Source organism: Bacillus sp. FSL K6-0268, assembly GCF_038005425.1.
GTDB classification, from domain to species: Bacteria; Bacillota; Bacilli; order Bacillales; family Bacillaceae_G; genus Bacillus_A; species Bacillus_A thuringiensis_S.
Genome location: NZ_JBBOTF010000002.1, coordinates 449,003 through 469,182, shown reverse-complemented (window position 1 = coordinate 469,182; position 20,180 = coordinate 449,003). Strand labels below are relative to the sequence as shown.

The following is a 20,180-nucleotide window of genomic DNA, read 5'->3' as shown; positions in this document are numbered from 1 at the left end:
GTGGTTAGGTGTGTATATCAAACTAGATATTCCAACAGAATTTGAGGTTAAAAGTCTTACAGACTTGCCTAATTTTAAAAATTTAATGGAGAACTTAAAGATGAAAGTAAATAAAAGTCAGTTGGCAAGAGAATTGAATGTTGATCGACGTACCATTGATAAGTATATGAATGGTTTTACACCAAAGGGTACAAAAAAGAAAACATCAAAAATTGATGGACATTATGAAGTAATTGTAGATCTTTTATCGGATAATTCTAAACAAACCTTTTATTATATGCGGGTACTATGGCAGTATCTAACAGATAATCATGGCTTACAATGTTCACAGTCTACTTTTCGTGCTTACATTAATAGAAAACCAGAATTCAAAAAGTATTTCGAGGAAGGGAAACGAACTGTTTCAAGCAATTCGGGAAAATTTCGATATGAAACTTCTCCTGGTGAACAAGCACAATTAGATTGGAAAAAAAGCATCAAATTTGAAACAAAAGATGGTGAAATCGTCTATGTAAACGTGGCTGTACTTTTATTATCTTATTCACGGTTTAGAGTTTTTCATTTAAACATTTCAAAATCTCAAAGTGTATTACTATCATTTATGACAGAGGCATTTGAAACGTTTGGTGGTGTACCGAAGGTAATCGTTACAGATAATATGAAGACTGTCATGGACGAAGCACGAACAGAACACTTTTCAGGGATAATTAATAATAAGTTTGCACAATTTGCCCAAGACTTTGGTTTTAAGGTACAACCCTGTATTGCAGGACGTCCAAATACAAAGGGAAAAAATAGAAGCACCAATGAAGCTTTTAGATGAAATTCATGCCTATCAAGGCAAACTCACTTTTGAAGAGCTACATAATTTCGTACAAAAGTTATGTACAAGAATTAATCAAATGTTTCATCAAGGAACTGGAAAGATTCCTATGTTCGCTTTAAAACAAGAAAAGTATCTCTTACAGCCACTCCCCCAGAGTACAATAAGAGATTCCTATAAGATTAAACATAAGCTTGTAAAAGTGAATACATCAGGAATGATATCTTACAAATCAATACTCAGTACCACCTGATTATCAAGGTAAGACCGTCTGTCTACAAGTTTATGATAATCAAATATATGTTTATCATAACATGAAGTTAATCGTACAACATAAAGTCAGCCAATCTAAGCTCAATTATAAAGAAGAACACTGTAAAAAAGCATTGGCAAAGTCATTATCTAACTATCCGAATATTGACAATTTAGCGAAATAAAATTTATCCGTAATTGGTGAGGTATATAAAAATGAACAATAGCTATCAACAATTAACAACAAACCTAGAATATTTAAAATTAAAACAAATGGCTCAACATTTAGGAAAAGTCGTTGATTTTAGTATTAATAACCAATTGTCATTCGTGGAAGCGCTTGTTAAGCTTACAAATTATGAAATTGACGTAAGAGAACAAAATATGATTCATTCTATGGTGAAAATGGGGGCATTTCCTCATCGAAAGGAGGTTGATGCATTTGATTTTGAATTCCAACCAAGTATTAATAAACAACAAATCTTAGATTTTATTTCTCTACGTTTCTTAGAACAACAAGAAAACATAATATTTTTAGGCCCAAGTGGTGTAGGTAAGACTCATTTAGCAACATCAATTGGTATAGCAGCAGCTAAAAAACGAACAAGTACTTATTTTATTAAATGTCATGATCTACTTCAAAATTTAAAACGTGCAAAAATTGAGAATCGCTTAGAATCTCGATTAAAACACTATACAAAGTATAAATTACTTATTATTGATGAAATTGGATATTTACCAATTGATCCGGAGGATGCAAAACTATTCTTCCAACTCATTGATATGCGTTATGAAAAACGAAGTACGATCTTAACTACGAATGTTAATTTCAAGTCATGGGATGAAGTTTTTCAAGATCCTAAAATTGCGAATGCCATACTAGATCGTGTCTTACATCATGCCACAGTTGTGAGCATTGTGGGGCAATCGTATCGAATTAAAGATCATTTCAGTAAAGAAAATGATTAAACATGTACATGTTTATGTTGACATTTACAACGTTGCAACCTACGAAGGCGTTTCTCTCCCTTTTTTACTGTCTGGGTTTTGTTGATATGTTTCTTTTTCTCTCCATCCGAGCAAACAGTCAGCTCCTTCATACCAACATTAATACCTAGTGAGACATCTGTTCATTCTATTTTGGAACACTTGTTTTCTACGCCAACGGACAAATATCAATACTTCCCGTCGAAATGAATACGTGGATTCGTATACTTGACATCGACTGGTAATGATTCTGAAGTTTTCATCCATCCAACTTTTTCAATCCACACTTCGTTATTTCGAACTTTCAACTTCACATTATCATTCTAAAAAGACGGCTTAGATTTTCTTCTGCTTTTGAAACGTGGTTTATCAGCCAGTCCCTTGAAGAATCGCTTATATGCTTCACAAGCATCTTTGATCGCTTGCTTTGTCATGTTATTGGATACTTCGTATAGCCATACGTATTCTTCTGTTTGTTTCAGAACTATTCATTCTTTACGAAGGATGCCGTCAGATAGAAAATTACCACCGTACTTGTGATGTTCTTCTTGTTTACCTAATGTCCAGTTATAAGCCCATCAGGCTGTTCCAACGGATTTCCAAAGTTGCTGTTCTTGTTCTTTATTTGGTCTTATTCTTACTTTCCTCGCAAGTATCATTTTCCATTAACTCCTTACCCATCTTTTTGCTTTATGGGCTCTTTTACCTTGCAGTCTACAGCTGAAAACAGTGACAATCTGAATGAAATCTTCTACTCATTCTTGTTCCTCGGTCTTTTCTGTATGGTCAATGACCTCAATAGTCGTTCCATATGTATTACATCCGTTTTCGATCATACCCGAATCAAATGAACCGATCTTTAGATAGAATAACAATCTTTTCTACTTCCGAATGAGTGGCCTGGTCAATTAGTTGATGTAATCCCCTTTTATTATAGTTAATCCCACTCCCTATATCAGTGATGATTTCAAATGGATAACTTGTAGCAAACATATACGTTTTTACGTTATCAATTTGTTTTTCCAAATCATCTTTCTGTTTAGGCAAGCGAACTCTACAGTATCCTATCACCATTTTATTTACCTGCATTTTCCCTTTCATACCCAAAAAGTGATTAAGTTGTTCTTGTGAGTAACGCCTATATCTATACCTGAGCTCTCCTTAATCAATTCTTGTCACAGTTTTCCTTCTTCCCCCCACCCACAAACAACTGTCCATGCTCCCACTAGCATATCACGAAATTTATAGTTATCGATCTCCTGTCAATATTCAAAATAATATTGATATATCCTATTTTAAACATTAACATGTATCACTTCCTCGCTATTATTCTTCATTGTTTGATATTAAAAACACCGATTCACCATTTCTTTCTAAAAATCTCGTGGAACTGTTTATATTAAACCCCAAGATATCCAAAAATTTACTCTTTTATTAATAAAAACTACAATAACAATGTCTTCTATCGTCACTTTTATAATTGACATATAACCTAACATTGACATGTCAAATCTCCCGCCGTACTTATTGTTAATATCAGGAGAGAATAACAAAGTATAATACAATTAATTGAAATAACAACTCCTTCTCTCAGAACATCGTTCACACTAGTAAGTCGATTTATCATTAATATAGAATGTAGAATTGACATGTTATATTATTGATTTCTGATTGCACAGAGTTACCATTGACATAATATTAATATGCATTTATCAAATTCTCATTTTCCAAATGAAGTGATTGTCTATTAAAATAGACTGCTCTAGAAGTACATTGCCAGTAATAAACCTTCTTTAACAAGCTTTCAATATTAAATCCCAATATATATATATCATATTCATTTCATGTTAATGCGAATAATACACATAACACTCTTGTTGTCATCGACATGTAGATTGATATTAACATGTCGATGTTTGTTTCGTCACTTGCTGTTAATACCACATAAAAATAACATTAACAGTATGAATACGATTTTATTTTTCCGAAACCTTATTCACACTAAGCAATCTGTTACTGATATGGAATACGCAATTGGTATATTATTTTCTCCTAATCACCAGAGGCACTGTTGACAAACCTTTAACATATCAATTGCGTCTACTATAGAAGTATATAAAAATAAGTTTTACGCTTAATTTTTTGATTAACTGCACAATTTGAAACTGTATTTTCTAAAACAATTAAACTCCATCTACTAAAATTGATCACTCTGCACATAGATTAAGTAATAAGCTATGTTTTGAAATTAGATTGATTATACGTTGATTTATTAACCTCATGTCAATACGAATCGAACACACTCCATTTCTCGGTTTAATTTTAGTATTGATATGTTAATTGTCAATTACATATCAATACTTCCGGTGTTGTTTGTTGTTACCATCTTTAGAAATAATTTTGACATACACTATCTCGATGATTTAAAGACAATCTCTCCTGGGAGCATCGTTCGCACTAACAGATTGATTGTCCATTGATATGAAATGTAGAATTGACATGTTGTGTTATTTGTTTATCTTGAGGGAAGTGTTGATATGTAATCACTACCTCAATTGAGTCTACCACGCACAAAGGATTCGAACCAAATCCTTTGATTAATCGCGTAAGTTGAAGAAAGTGCCACTCTCTAGTTACATTTCCTATGAATTATGAACACGACATTGACAAGGTATTTGAATCTATTTCGTGAACTATAAGTTTGAAAGCTCTGGCTGTAGCGGTCATTAATAGAGTATTTCTTTCGGTATAATTCGTTGAATAAGTCAGCGAAGGTTGTCTCATTATAGTGTTTTACTCGCATTCATTAAATATAGCAATTTTAGATTATGGTATGAGTATTCGCAACCGTTAATAATCATCAACCTAGCACTAGTTACTTTAATATCACTGTATATTTTTATTATCCTTAGTATAAGACTTTCTTTTTAATATTTGTAGGCCTCATATAATTTGTTTACAAATCACTTATATTTCCTTATCATTAATATAGGTTTTATTTATCAATCTTATAGCAATAGCACTTATTTTTTTATCGACATAACATTGATAGTAGGTTCATTCAAATCTGTATTTTATACCATCATACAGGTACGTGTTTTTACATGTTAATTATATATTTTATGTAAATCTCAATTAATAGGAGGTATTGAGTTTCGCGCTATCGAAAACTACTCAACATGTTAATGTTCATTGCTATGTTAATTCTATTTTGTCTTTACCATTATATTCTAAGGAGGTATAACAATGATTGAACATGATACCAATAATACAAACGGACATTCTAGTCATGAAGATATTTTTGAAAAAGCATGGAGAATAACAGAATTCTCAAAATTAGTGGGCCGGCATCATAACACTGTATACAATTGGTTTAATACTCTAGAAGAAAAGGGGATACACGGTACATTAAGAACCAATAATACAAATGAAAAACTATATAACACCCTGGATTTAGACATAGCTTTATTTATAAAGCTAAAGAGGGATGAAAAATGGTCACTAGATGCAATTATTGAGCTTTTACCACATCAATTTGAACTAAGACCCGTTTCTCCAGAAAATCAAACCAGTGAAATCTCAGCTCAATTTAACATGCATGAAATAGCAACTACTATTGAAAGAATAGTAGAGCAAAAGGTTCAAATGCATTTGCAAACTATTGAATTAAAATATCAAGAACAACTTAAAGATACTATACACACTATATTACCTAAACCAGAGAATCCTGAAATGTTAAAAGCGCGCCAAAGACAAGAACGGCTAGATAATATGATAATCCAGCATAGAGCACGTAAGGAATTGAGAAAAAAGGCCGAAAAAGAATGGAGTACACAATCAGAAGAAACTCGTATTAAGAAAGTGGGTTGGTTTAAAAAAGAAGAAGACCTTGCGAAAAAACAACTTTTCATAGAGAACTATATTGATGAGAATATGATTGAACACATGAAAAATACATTAAAAATAGAAAAATAAGCCTGGTAAATTCCAGGCTTATTTTTCTATTCCACTCCAAACATGGTATCTGGATCCATAAATGCTTCTAATGCTTCATCACTTTTTTTTTCAGATATGTCATCTTCAACTGGCTCTAATTCGAAATAATCCCCAAATTTAATATTAAAATCATCATCTAAGTCTTGTTCATTAATAGTAGTAATTTGGGATTTTGTATAATGAATTTGGCTTTGTTTTGCTTTAAATTCATTATATTCTTCAACTAATCCTTTCGATAATCTAGATGGGAGTGCATCTGTTTTATAAAACGTATATACACTCCCCATAAAATCATTTTTACTGACTAAATAGCCATTAAAAACAGTGCCGTTAATAGGGAGTCTGTTTGTCACTTCGACTTTTGCATCATCCATAAATGAATCATCGATATTTTTTTGTTCATCTAAAATTGCTAACATACCAAAATGATGTATCTTTGATGCTTCTAAATCTCCATTTTCATTTGTCTTCATCAGGTCTATGGGGTGATGGAAGGAGCTTCCTTTCAAGGACTCTGTAAACAAATCTACAATCTCTTTACTATTTTCAATTTGATTCATATTCCGCGAAACTTTATTGATTACTAAACAACCTGTTTTTTCTAGTAAAATCCGCTTAAAGTCCTGAGAATCTAGAATTACAGATGTTCCTCCACCATTTGCTGCTGTATTTAACTCATGAATAATATCTCCAATGCGCTGATTTGCATAGTCTCGTGAATTTGTAATGCCCTTTTTCTCATTTTCGTTTAACCCTTTAAACTCATCATAAAAATGTTGATTATCTGCAAATACAACAAATGCAACGCCTTTTGCTGGATTATTTGCTAATTTCCATATTTCTTGAGAAAACTTATTTACTTGTCTTAACACATCTGGTCCATCCGCTCTAACTGGCAGTGTAACTACAATCCCCATTTTAATGAAATCCTTACGCTCTATTGCATTATTAAATGCAATTCTTGCATATTTTTGCTGATTTTCTATTAATTCTTCTCTAGGAATTTTCATTGCCATATTTTTAAGTTCTTCAGCAATTACAGGTTTATTATGATAAGCAGTGAATTCTTCAATCGCTTTAATAATTGTAGATGTACCCGTACCACCACCTAATCCTGCAAAGAATAACACTAATTCGTCAGATGGTCGAACACGCTCCGTTATAAAATTTTTCAACCTATCTTTAGCTTCATCGTTAGATTCTAAAACCTTTATAGCGCGTTCTGGATTCTTACCTAAACCGCCTAATTTCAATGAAACTTGATTACTTTTTGGAACATGTTTCAGTTCTGCTAAATCTCCGTCATTACTATTCAATGCAAGACAATTATAAACTGCTGTACCGTCCGTGTAGGTATATTCAGCAAACTTATCTACCATTCTAGTTCCCGCTTGTCCAAAACCGACCATAGTCATTTTCACCGCTACTTCATTCTTCAAAAATTTTTTCGCCATTATATTATCTCTCCTCTATTCGGTTTATATTTTGCTTACGCTTCTCTAATTCAATTAAAACTTGTTGCCCTCGAATAGTTGAAACCAAAAACTTATATGGGTGCATAATCTTTTCTGTTATTAAGGACATAGCAGCTAAAGTGCCTACACTTCCTTCTGCCGATCTTCTGGAAATGTTAGTCCTTTCAAATTCTAATGAGTAAGACCTACCCCTAGGCTTCTTTACCCTCCTATCAACAACAACATGTTCTACTATCTCATTTATTGAAATACCTCTCATATATTTTGTCTCTTGATATTGTTTATTGACTTGAGATCCTATGTAATGAAACACATTGTAAAGTACAGTGTCTTCTTCAATAATATCTGCAAACATTTCCACAACTTCTTCAGTAAATTTGTTTTGTTTATATTTCCTACTCAATACTTCGTTCAATTTGTCCCCCCCTTAAAATGTTGGTTAATTATTCCTAAAAACATCTTACATCATTGTAGGATGTATATCAAGTCATTATAAATAAGTCTTATATATACGTTACAATACATAAAATTAGTCTTAATGTCTTATATATCAACATTAGATATATAAGACGTATATGCAAGTAGTGAATAACACATGTCAATATTAGCGTTCATATAATTAACAATACATATTAAAAAACGAACAAACACAAAAAAATATGTAGGATTCTCTCTGAAATCAAATCTCTAAACTATATATCCTCAAAATAATACACTTTTATTATAATCATTTTTATTATGCAACTTATATACAAGTTGCATAAATACGTCTTATAAAAAAATACTTGTATATAAAGGTTAAATGTGAATTTCATACATATAAAATACAGTATGAAATTGATATAAAACTTATAAACAAGTCTTATTTATAAGTTTTATATCAACGCTGTATAAATGAACCCGTAAAATATAATTTCTTTTTCTTTTTTTATTTGATATTCAAAAAAGGAAGGGAAGTAATAGATTCAGTACGATTCCATAGGTGAATTTGCTCATTTAATAAGAAAAATAATTTAAACGTTAAAAAACTAGAATTAACTAGAGTAAAAAGGAATCATTCAACTCATTGAAAAGGTCACTAATTCGGGAGTAGAACAGATTGTGATTCTATATAAAGATTTGCACTGTTTTAGCTGTTGACTACGATAAAAAACAAAAACATCCCATTTCTCGTACATATGAAATAAGTTGTGATAGACATGTTGAATAGCAAAGAAATGCTGAAGAATAAACGCGGATCAAAAAATATTGCACAACAAAAGGTATATGCCTTCAAAATAAAAACATAGTATAAATATAACAATATGAGGAACGTCATTGTTATGTTAAGTTGTCTTTAACTTCATAGTTGTCTCTAGAATCTTCAAGAATACTACATAAACTTGTGACTTATTTTTATTTATTTTTCTACTTTTTAAATTAAGCTTTATCAATTTCATATTAACTAACAGAGGTATGAAGCACGTAAACTCCGCCAGGTTGAATTTTTTCTCTATAAACATCGATTTGCGAATTCAACGATAGGCGGAGATGTACTTCTGTTTAGCATACACTCTACTTCTTATTCTCCCACGAAAGAGGCATCAGAAAGTTTAACACGTCCATATTTTGTCCCAGATACATTCTAATACAGAAACAGCAACATGTATTCATATAAGATTTGGAATTTTTTCTTAATCATTAAGTGAGGGGAGATATGAGAAATACAATATAAATTAAGAACAACTAAATAAACAAAAGCGTCCTATACAACCTATATAGTAAATGGAAGTATTATGCATTCGTATTAAAGTAGCAAAACTCAAATCATGTGAATTTTCTATACCATCTGATAGTAAATACTTTGTATCTACCTTGACTGAATACGAACAAATGTAGACACTTCATGGTAACTATTGAAAACCTAAACACGAAAGGGCTGTCATAATCACTTCATTTCAGGTAATATGTGGGTAATAATTGCTCAGATATATTCAATTCGTTATTAACTTATAAGTGCGCCTAAAAATACAAAACATATATAAAGATCTAAGCAAGTCCAATAATCTGTTCTTTGCATTATCTCGGTTGTTCGTTAATTAGCACTAACCAGAGCCCCTAATTTTAAGCACGATCCGAAAGAATTCTCCTTCCACAAGCGTGTGAAGGGCGCTAGACCAACGGTAGGGGGATATGAATTTCGGTTCGGCGTAGCCAAAAAGAACTTGACTTAGCTTTTTATTTTTTTGTTTTGATATAATTAGTCTTATCAAGATAAAAGGTTGATATATCAATGAAATGAGATCGTAATCATCATGCAGTATTCTGATTGCATGATCCTCTTGTGTTAGTTGTAAAATATAAAAGAAATGTATTTGATGATACTATATCAAACTATGCAACAGACATGTTTGTACGACTGTCTGAAACATACAATGTAACTTTAGTCGAATGGCATCATGGTGTAGACCATGTTCCTATTCTGTTCAAGGCACATCTCAATACAGAAATGACAAAGTTTATTCAGGCTTATAAAAGTGCAAGGTCTCGACTCATTAAGAGAGATTTTTCGCAAGTAAAAAAGAAACGGTGGAAAGAAATGTTTTGGTCAAGAAGTTTCTGTTTAGTGACTACTGATGACGCAACACTAGATGTAGGTAAAAGGATATTGAAAATCAAGGTGAAAAGTGCGGTGGAGGTCATGTTGAAAGCATATAAGTATCGTATCTATCTGAATGATGAACAACGATTATTTTTCGCAAAAACATTTGGTTGCGTTCGTTTTGTATATAACAAAATGCTTGCAGATAGAATGAGTTCGTATCAAGAATCCCAAACATGCATAGATACATCCATCAACTATCCTACACCCGCACAATATAAAACTGATTTTCCTTTTCTAAGGGAAGTTGATCGCTTGGCGTTAGTAAAAGCAAGTCGTGAAGTATCTTGGGCTAAATGAAGAGAATATCTGGACTACAAAGCCGTATGGAAAGGTCGTGATTTGATTATCGTACCTAAGAATTATGCAAGTAGCCAACTATGTTCTTGCTGTGGTTACAAAAACAAAGATGTCAAAAAACTAAACCTCCTTGAGTGGGACTGTCCATGTTGTGGCACACATCACGATAGGATGATGTAAACGCAAGCATCAACTTGCTCAAACTAGCTATGTAATTGTTTTTTTCGTTAGGGGCAGATTGCCCTTATAGCTTGGTAAATATAGATAGCTAACAAAAGAGAAGCCCCCACTTCAAACAGTTTGTTAGGACGTTAAGTGACGGGTAATTCACACGGACCGTTAAAATAGCATAGCATCCTGTTAACTATTGTTCTTCTTGTACTCTTTTAGAGAGCACAAAATTAAAACAACTTTGTATACACGTTTCCCATTACATGAACAAAAAGAAGCTAGTACCTTTGAATAAGGCATTTGCTTCTTTTTACATGGACTCTATAATTATTTGTCTTTCATACCATTTGTTGAGTTTTTCATTGACACTTTTTGAAATACGTTTCATTTTTTTATTACAAAATCTCGATAGCGTAGCAGGTGATAACCCTATTTCATCTGCCATCTCACGCATTGTTTTATTTTGATGCACATGCTGATACATAATTTTTTTTAGAATCATATCTTCTAATCCTATAGTATGTTGTTTAACTGTATTTGTAATATAATGACTTTCTTGTTTCTCTTGTAAATCTATTGTTCTTTTCTTCACTATATTATCTATATTATTGATCAATTCTTTTGGAGGCAGAATAATGATTCCTAATTTCGCATAATAATTCTTAAACCAATTACGCCCTCCTATTTTTGTCTCATCCAATTCTTCCGCATATGCCCAATGTGAGATTACATTTTCTTTTTCTAAGTCCATTAAAACATTTTCTAGTTGTTCTCTAATTCGATGTGGACGTCCATTCGTTATTTTGATACCCATTACAGATAACAAACCTTTTTCTCCACCAATCGAATATGGTCTTTTTAGAGTACTGTATTGTTGGCGGATTCTCCACTGCCATGATAAATAACGTATTAAACGTTTATGAAACTTGTGTCTATAGCTGTTATATTCTAGTGCTTTTTTTGATAATAACGCCGTTGTACTATTTGAACCATACAAATAGCCTGATAAAAAACTACCTGGTTTAATTTTACAAGATTCTATTCCCATATATTCATTGGTATTCTTGTCTCTCCATAACACTACGGAATCCAGTACGAACAGCCTTTTAATCACTTCACGTTTCATTTCAAATTGTTGGCCAGTTTCTGCCTGGTCGTTTAGTACCACAATTTCATTCTCATCATTCAAATAAATAAAAATACTTGCCAAAGCTGCAATACGTTGCGCTACCTTTATCTTATCTTCTGCACGATAGTACTCTACACCATTTGCAGAGGCTTTTGGCATATTACACAATTCTAATACATTTTCATAACTAAAATCTATAAATTCATCTGGAGATTTAGCTTGATTTAACCACTGGATTGTAATTGTATCCAAACAATCTGCTGTAAGATCATCCATATTACTAATTACTCCATCAACTAATATAGACCATCGTTCTGCTTCGTTTGTGTTAACTAGTCTCAAATCCTCGTCCTTATGTGAAGATAGTTGCGCAACTCCACTTGAATTTTTCGTTTCTAATGGTAATACCGGTTTAGCTACGATTTCATCTTCTTCAAATTGATTCTTTGCTATGCCATCACGTAATTGATAATACATGGCATCATTACTTACAGGATAATATTCTCCGGATATATCTACTATATGGTCTTGAATCTTACTGCCTTTAGAGTGTGAAATTTGGGCTGATTCAAGCACTTCAAATTTCCCTCCTAATTCTTGTTCAATGATCTTTCCTAGTACATTCTGAATCTCAATTTTATATTTATTCAGGTTGGCATAAATACTTAGCACCGATATCCCTTGCTCTTGTTTTTGACCTAACCAAGAGACAAGTGCTGAAAACGAAGGCGATATATTAGCTGACGTTACTAATTTTTCATGATTCTCTTGTACTTCGTTATAATATTTTTTCCATTTGGCCCATAATGGTTCGTTTTCTTCATAAATTTGGGCAGCAAGTAGGAGGGCGTCACTGAACAATACTAATACTTTCTCCATATTTTAATACCTCCTAACAAAGTGAATGACCTTACACTTAGTATTTCTTACAAACTTACTTGCAGTGGCAGATTCTCGTTTACATTTTAGAAAAGTGAAACGTCATAGCCATATGATGGCTACATATCATAAAGTTAAGGCATTTCTGGAATATTTCATTCCGATCTAGTTACATAAAGAGATATGAAATACATCTCACCTCTTTACCGCATACCTACAAATGTAAACTTACACCTTCATACATAATTTTGAGGAAAGAAATACTTCTATCAGAAACTGATAAAACCATTCTTATTTAGAAAATTACTACTCTACAATACCGGTTCAATTGTTGATTGTAAATAAAGTCGTAAATTTTAGCAACATGTGGAAGTAATTTATTACAGTGATTAAACCCTATATTCTTTGTTTATTGCGTTAATAGACTGTATTGAAATACCTGATAAAATTTAAAAGCGATTACTTTTCTTTTATAGCTGTTGAACTAAGAAAAAATTAGCCCAAACTGAGAAGCAATAGAACATATCACGAATTCAACTTACAAAAAACACAAAATTTACCGTGAAAGCATTACAAAGATTAATTAAATTTAGATATGAAAAATGGACCTTCATGAACACTGTACTTTTTGTCCTACACCTTCTCATTTTTAGCGTATGTCAGACAAAATTGAAAACTATTGGCCTACTATACAAATAACACCTTACTTGAAATCATGTAACCCTACACTGGTATCAAATTTGTATTTTTAATCCCATATAGCTCTATTTTGGCCATAATTTATCAATTCTTGAAACGTTATAGCCATATGGTGGCAACAACGATTAAAAAAGAAAGAAGAATTCCCTAAGAAGCATTCTTCTCAAAAAAAATTTATTTTATGTAATTTAGGAATAAACGTTGATATACAGCCTTTTCATAAAAAAGAAAGAAAAATGAAATTAAATCATTATAGCTATATGGTGGCAACTTTTTTTTATCACAAAACACTCAAAAGTCCATATATATCTAGGGTTATAGTAGTTTTCAATATAATTTAAGTTATTTTTATAACATGAAACGTTATAGCTATATGACGGCAGCATTTTTGAAATCAAATGAAACGGTTATAGTTATATGACGGCAATAACTTTTGAAGTACAAGTTATTTTAATCCCTTATATAACAACTTTTATCTACTTTCTATCAAATAATTTCATTCAATAAAAACATGAAACGTTATAGCTGTATGATGGCAACTTTTTTCAAAAGAACTTTGCATGAAACCCTATAAACTTACTGATTCATAAAGGTTTAATGCAATTTGTTTCACGTTTCATTTTTTATCAGCTCCACAGACCTATAGTGGCAACATTTTTTTTTTCATAAAACGCCAAATCCCCTACTGTACAAGCGTTCAAGGTGCGTTTCATTTTTTATTTGTTTTTCTTAAAGGGACAGATTGTACTAACCTTTGATTTGATATAATCAAAAATGAAATTCTATATCTAATTATAGAAAAACTGTACGTTACATAAAAGGAGGTGAAAAAGATGGCAAAACCTTTCGTTCTAAAGAACAACCGTAGTTTAAATGGGAAAACAACAACACCAGTAATTGTAACTATAAAATCTTGGAAAAAATTAGTGGCAGCATTAGAAGATAAATATTACAGTTTTAAAGATACTTATTTAGAAGACATTGTGAAATCAATGTCTTCTGAAGAAAAAATTGCCGATGAAGACGGATTTGTTCAACAAACAAGGCCTTCTTTTTCACTAAAAATAAAAAAAACGTTAAATAAAGGAAATATCTTTGATAGAAATGAAGGTAGAAAACATAAGCTATATGGTATTACAAATGCTGATTTAGAAGTATTTCTATTTCTCCATAAAAAATGTAATACCTATGGTGAAATTTCACATGTATCTATTCATATGCTTTGGGAAGATTATAAAAACTATAAAGAAGTATTTGCACATATTCACCACTCACAATTTTATGTGGCTTTGAAGAAATTAAGTTTCCATAACATCATTTCAATCGAAAATGAATACAGTGGTAAATATAAAATAACCCTAAATGATTTCATAAATAAAGAAACAAATAAAGCAAATGCATATACATTTATTAGTCCAATAGTATTTACAAAGGAATTCTTTGAATTATCTATTGCAGCTAAGAAACTATTCATAGATATAGCAATGCAACAAAAACGCGAAACTACCTTGAAACGCTCTCTATTTAAAGTTGATGAACAAGGAAATTCAACTCATTTTGGCGGTATGTATCGTTACTTACATAAAAAATACCCACATCAGATTCACACTGTACTTGAGGAATTAACAACGAAGCTACCTGCTACTGGATCTCCTTTATTCAAAATTGGCAAGTTAGAAAAAGGGAAAAAGAATAAAAAGCAATATACAACATTGCATTTATCTGTACATCCGGATTTCTTATGTATGAGAGAAGAGGGGACAGACTACCGTGATCCATTTACAGCAAGAGATACATATAAACGTAAAGTTCAATTCATAGAGAACTTGTTAATTGAAATGAATATTGCCGAATTTACAAAGGATATGAATCAATTTATTAATGTCTTAAAGTACTCTTGTCATCGTCAAATCCGCCAGGTAATTCGCGGCTTACGAGAAATAATTGATCGACAAGAAGAATATCCTAAAAATCTTGTTTATACACTAAGTAAATTATTAAAACAATCTTCTCAATATCGTGTATTAGACACAGCTGCTAAAACTGGTATTTATCCTTTAATTACAAATAACGTACCAAAACATGAACAAGAAGAATCCATCTTCAAATTTGGTACGCATTTTGCTATATACTCGTTACGGAATGTTCAAAAGTTATTCCATAAAGCTCATGATCTTCTTCATGCTAAATATGCTGTACCTGTAACCATAGATGCTTACCAGCGTAATTACATGCAATATCAAGAGGAATCGCTATTTAGAAAATATGCTTATGAGCAAGGAGTAAATATTAACGCATATACAGCATTAGAGATTCACATTCGCGAACTATTAAAATCTAGCGGTCATACCGGAAATAACATGCCTAGTGATATTCGTGAACTATTTATTGAAAAAATTGATAAATTGCCGAAGGAAAAGATTCGTGTAATTGCAGTCCCTGAAGACTTTAATTTAACTCTGTTTCTACAATCCTTAGAATCATACTACCGTTCAACAAGTGACATACCATATACTGTTGATCAGCTGCTTCCAGCAATATAAATATACAGCCCTCTATTTTTGAAAAAACATAAATAGAGGGCTATTCGTGATAGAAATAGCCCGCGGAATATATCACTACCAACAAATCAGAGAGAAAGTTTTCAATTTTAGTGATTACAACTCTCTATTTTTATACACTTTTATACATTTGGCATGAAAGAAAATCAGTTATTCACATATTATCGACATAAAACCAAAAATATTCTGTCTTTTTTTTCTGGTTTTATCAACAAAAAAACATAAACATATTTATAAATTTTGTTGATATCTTAATAATTATGACCATATGTGTATAATAAAGAGCTTTAAAGACCGTTATTATCATGTTCTATCTCTAAACCTACTTAAAATCAACAAAATTTATGTGAATTTTGTTTAAAAAGTGAATTCTGTTCCTAATATCTATTACTTTGTGAATAGATTGTGTGTAATTATTTAAAAATGTGGAAAATATGTTAATAAGTCACCGGAATTTTCACTTATTATTTATTCAGTTAATTGCATCAAATTAATGCTGATTATATGTAGGTTTCTGATCCCCATTTGATGATATTTTGTGGTTTTAAATCTGTATCAAATTCAGTAAACACATTCCTAGTAATTACCTTTTATGATTTTTTATGACTAGAGTAATTATGGACCTTTATTACTACAATATTTAAAGATTATTTTTCCTCTGTATAGTAGTTTTATCTCTTATTTATTTATATTTTAAAGATATATAATATATTAGATTTTATTATTTATTCTAGAAAATAAATCTGTATATAAACAATTTCATTTTTAGATAGAGGAGAATTCTGTTTATAATAAATGAGTTAAAACAAATCTTTCCAATGTAAAAAATTCAAACTAATAAATAGTTTGAATTTGCCAATCCGTTAACTTATTAAGTTGAAACTAATTTAATGATTCAATTAACAACATAATTAAAATGAACTAGATATATTATGTGTAAAAAGAACCCAAAGACAATTCAACTCAAAATAATTGCTTCCAGCTTAGTAAATTGAGTGATTAAATACATCTGAATCCTTTTGGACTATTAATTAATAAAAACCACTATAGACGGTTCTAGGCGCTTATAACAACGATCAGAAATTAACATATATTTTTGGGGCTAACTCATATTAAAAACTAAAAAAAATACTTTCGATTACAACACCATTCAAATGGTAAATCAAATATATTCCAGTACTTATTATTCAAAAGACAAGGAAAATCTTAATAACGTTATACATATATTTAGAGCTGTTCATACAATAAATTATCAAATTTTACAGCTAGATAGTAACTATCTGTATGTTTTTGCATAAGATACCATACGAAAGGGGAAATTAAGCCCTAGTCTCATATTGTTGTAACATATGAGATTTGTTCACTATCTTGATTTTCGTTCTATTGGTCTAGAGCATCTGAACTTATACGACTTGTTAGTTTTCATGGGGAATATGAATATTAAAGAAGTTACAGTTTGTCCTAAGGGCATGTTTTTATAAGGTTTTTGTGGGGGTTAATGAATTTAAATAAAATGATAGTGGATGATGAAAATTAAAACGTCATCACCATCCACAGACAACATGATAACTATGCCTAGATATCAAGAAGGTTAAGAATACTTTTACTATAACAGCAAATAGCGTAATACAAAATAATAAAGATGGCCTTTTTCAAAGATAACGTCTGAGATACACGTTGTTTTATCCATCTAATCCATAATTAAATATAGAAATACAACAAGCACGTATGCATGATTAAAAACCCTTTATTACATGATAATTCAAACAGTACGCTGCCAAAATCAAACATGGAAATTAGATGAGAAAGTGACCCCGAAAGATATTAAAGTTATCTACTGATTAGTTCTACCACAAAAGCTCCCTTGCGTTTTCCTTTATTACAATTTGTCCGTCTATTTATTATAATAAATAATTTCCCTATTGATTGAAACAACATAATATATATAAGTAAAGACTTTTTTGCTCGAATATTAGGGGGATTTTTATGAGAAAAAAAATGGAATCTATTCCTTTATCACTCTTAACAAACCAATGTATATATCAACGTAATAAGTGGAATCGTGACAAGATTATAAAAAAATTACAGATGTTATATAAACAGAGAGCAGACATTTCAGATAGTGCTTTACAGAAAAAACATACGGATTTATATAGTGCGATTTTTAGAATTTTCGGAAAAGGTGGACATCGAAAAGCAATATTAGAAGCTAATCTTCCTTACAAACATATACGTAAAAAAGTAGCATGTAGAAATTGGGATGAGGAATTTATTATCCAAAGTTTACAAGTACTATATAAACTTGAGGTAGATATATCATCATCGAACTTGAAAAAAAATTATAATAACTTATATGAAGAAATTAGAAAATTATTTAAAAATCGAGGTGGACATCGTGCTGCTGTTGAATTGTCTGGGATTGACTATTTATTAGTGAGAAAAAAAACAGGGCCTAAATTTTAAAGAAAAGTACTGAATGGTACATTTTCATAAAAATAAGGCCTTGTATATTTATTTCAATATTTTTATTATGAAATATAGTTAGAAGATTTATTTACATTAAAAAAGTTTGGCCGGATATTCATCTAATTCACTATATAAAAATGTTCTAATATCATTTAATTCTCTTTTGGTAGGAACAGGTGATATTTGAATTACCGGTATTTTTATTTTTTCAAATGGTATAGTAGTGATAATAAAGTCTATATTAAGTTTTTGAATATCTAATGTTTGGATATCCAATATTTCTTCTTGAACAATTGATAATGTGTTTCCAAATGAATGATGTAATATTCCTTGTATATATCTTTTCCATAAAATGCCATCTCCTAAGTAGAGTAATGCTTTTTTGGGAGATAATTTTGTTAATTGAAACATTGCTTCTAGTTGTAGTGTTATAGCAATTATATCTGCTTCATGAGCATACGGTATTAGCGTATATTGTTGTATCCAATTTGTATAAATGTTTTTCACTTTACAAAATGTTACATAGTGATTATTTTTTACTTTTTTATGAAATGTAGATGTTTGAAAAATACTTGTAGTAACAAACTGATATTTGTATGAAATTTGTCTTATATATTGTAATAGTTGAAATACAAATTCTTGATCATGTTTTAATGTAATTTTAAATTCATATTCTAAATTGGATATTAAATTATGTATATGTTGATAATGAGAAATGTTTTTATTATAAAAATGTTGTAGAATATGTTTTTTATTAGTTTTTATATTTGAGTAGGAAAATAAGCAACAATTAATTGCAACAGTGATGAATATTTGATCCATTTCAGTTAATTTAATACCGCATAGGGTATGAGAAATTGTTTTAATTTTTCTATAGAAGGGGGAATCGATTACATGTGTTATATGATTTGATGATATATTTATTTTATGTCCTTGTTTTTTTCTTTGTAAAGTAATTGCTAATAAATAAACTAATTTTTGTTTATATGTAGGATAAAATTGAATGTTTAACTTCTCTTCTAAATTTAGAAGAAATTGGATAATTTCGTTTTTATAGAGCAATGGATAATCTTCTAATTTATAAGTCGTATAATATAATTCGTAAAACATATATATAATATGAATTTCATTTCCTACAATACGTAAGGGTTTTTTATGTAATTGTAATTCAAATTGATTTAGATATTTTTCTACATTTTGAAGATGTATAGATAAAGAAGAAACCTGCATATATAATACTTCTGCTAAGTTGGCAACGGTATGAATTTTTCCTTGTAATAAATAATCTAGGATTTGAAAAGTTAAATCGTTTTGTTTAAAGAACAAATAGATGTCGGTGCTAGAAGAATGAGGTGGTTTATATAAAAGTACACCTTTTCCTTTTTCAATTTGGATTTTCCATTCCAAAGGTAAGTAGTCTTGTAAATATATCAAATCTCTTCGAACGGTTTTTACCGAACAATTTAAATGGCTGGATATTTCTTCAAGAGTGCGCCATTCTTTGTCTTGTAATAACAAAGTAATGAGTTCTTGTTGTCGATTATGTATAAACATGTGATAAATCCATTGTTAATAATGGATTTCCTCCTTTCATATTTTATGATTAAATTTGGACGCTAGTTCTATTTAAATCAATCTTTAAGATAAGGATTGTTTATTTCCTTGTTTAAGGCGTTATGTGACAATGTAAGCTAACTGGTTATTACTGTTAAATGTAATTGTATAGGGAATATATATGAGTTTAAAAGTAATAGAGTTTTTAATTCTGAATATCTTTTTATAGCCTATTTCATAATACTTA

At 30.6% G+C, this 20,180-nt stretch carries 8 protein-coding genes and 6 pseudogenes; 8 read left to right on the top strand and 6 right to left on the bottom strand.

Features of this window, described 5'->3' with window-relative positions; all coding sequences use genetic code 11:
- Positions 1–10: 10 nt before the first annotated feature.
- A pseudogene (gene istA / locus MHI28_RS33090) lies at positions 11–1,260 on the top strand (IS21 family transposase).
- Positions 1,261–1,291: 31 nt separating this feature from the next.
- Positions 1,292–2,044: an IS21-like element IS232 family helper ATPase IstB gene (gene istB, locus MHI28_RS33085; protein WP_340828746.1), complete on the top strand. Its 753-nt coding sequence runs from the start codon at positions 1,292–1,294 to the stop codon at positions 2,042–2,044.
- 29 nt (positions 2,045–2,073) lie between these two features.
- Here the strand turns inward: istB and MHI28_RS33080 are convergent.
- Positions 2,074–2,721: pseudogene (locus tag MHI28_RS33080) on the bottom strand (RNA-guided endonuclease InsQ/TnpB family protein); the annotation flags it as partial.
- Positions 2,684–3,205: pseudogene (locus tag MHI28_RS33075) on the bottom strand (IS607 family transposase); the annotation flags it as partial. The pseudogenes MHI28_RS33075 and MHI28_RS33080, both read right to left, overlap by 38 nt.
- A gap of 2,103 nt (positions 3,206–5,308) precedes the next feature.
- On the opposite strand from MHI28_RS33075, the gene MHI28_RS33070 reads away from it, so the two are divergent.
- The gene (locus MHI28_RS33070) at positions 5,309–6,037 is read left to right on the top strand and encodes a terminase gpP N-terminus-related DNA-binding protein (protein ID WP_340828744.1); all 729 of its coding nucleotides are present in this window, start codon (positions 5,309–5,311) and stop codon (positions 6,035–6,037) included.
- Between the two features lie 26 nt (positions 6,038–6,063).
- Here MHI28_RS33070 and MHI28_RS33065 read toward each other — a convergent pair whose 3' ends face one another.
- Together MHI28_RS33065 and MHI28_RS33060 are read right to left on the bottom strand one after the other, a co-directional pair.
- Positions 6,064–7,512 carry a cell division protein FtsZ gene (locus MHI28_RS33065; RefSeq protein ID WP_340828742.1) on the bottom strand — a complete coding sequence of 483 codons (1,449 nt, stop codon included), beginning with the start codon at positions 7,510–7,512 and terminating at the stop codon, positions 6,064–6,066.
- A gap of 4 nt (positions 7,513–7,516) precedes the next feature.
- Positions 7,517–7,948 carry a hypothetical protein gene (locus MHI28_RS33060; RefSeq protein WP_078187463.1) on the bottom strand — a complete coding sequence of 144 codons (432 nt, stop codon included), beginning with the start codon at positions 7,946–7,948 and terminating at the stop codon, positions 7,517–7,519.
- A 1,893-nt stretch (positions 7,949–9,841) separates the two neighbouring features.
- On the opposite strand from MHI28_RS33060, the pseudogene tnpA reads away from it, so the two are divergent.
- The 3 pseudogenes from tnpA to MHI28_RS33045 all read left to right on the top strand — a co-directional run.
- Positions 9,842–10,230, top strand: a pseudogene (gene tnpA / locus MHI28_RS33055) (IS200/IS605 family transposase).
- Positions 10,214–10,285, top strand: a pseudogene (locus MHI28_RS33050) (helix-turn-helix domain-containing protein); the annotation flags it as partial. The pseudogenes tnpA and MHI28_RS33050, both read left to right, overlap by 17 nt.
- 150 nt (positions 10,286–10,435) lie before the next feature.
- A pseudogene (locus tag MHI28_RS33045) lies at positions 10,436–10,689 on the top strand (zinc ribbon domain-containing protein); the annotation flags it as partial.
- 266 nt (positions 10,690–10,955) lie between these two features.
- Here the strand turns inward: MHI28_RS33045 and MHI28_RS33040 are convergent.
- Entirely contained in the window at positions 10,956–12,653 is a 1,698-nt protein-coding gene (locus MHI28_RS33040; RefSeq protein ID WP_340828739.1) for a helix-turn-helix domain-containing protein, read from the bottom strand.
- 1,532 nt (positions 12,654–14,185) lie between these two features.
- Here MHI28_RS33040 and MHI28_RS33035 point away from each other — a divergent pair.
- Together MHI28_RS33035 and MHI28_RS33030 are read left to right on the top strand one after the other, a co-directional pair.
- Positions 14,186–15,895, top strand: coding sequence for a hypothetical protein (locus MHI28_RS33035; RefSeq protein WP_340828735.1), 1,710 nt, complete (start codon positions 14,186–14,188; stop codon positions 15,893–15,895).
- 2,004 nt (positions 15,896–17,899) lie between these two features.
- Entirely contained in the window at positions 17,900–18,376 is a 477-nt protein-coding gene (locus MHI28_RS33030; RefSeq protein ID WP_340828733.1) for a hypothetical protein, read from the top strand.
- 96 nt (positions 18,377–18,472) lie between these two features.
- Here MHI28_RS33030 and MHI28_RS33025 read toward each other — a convergent pair whose 3' ends face one another.
- A complete protein-coding gene (locus MHI28_RS33025; RefSeq protein WP_340828732.1) occupies positions 18,473–19,933 on the bottom strand; it encodes a BglG family transcription antiterminator in 1,461 nt (486 codons plus the stop codon).
- Positions 19,934–20,180 lie beyond the last annotated feature (247 nt).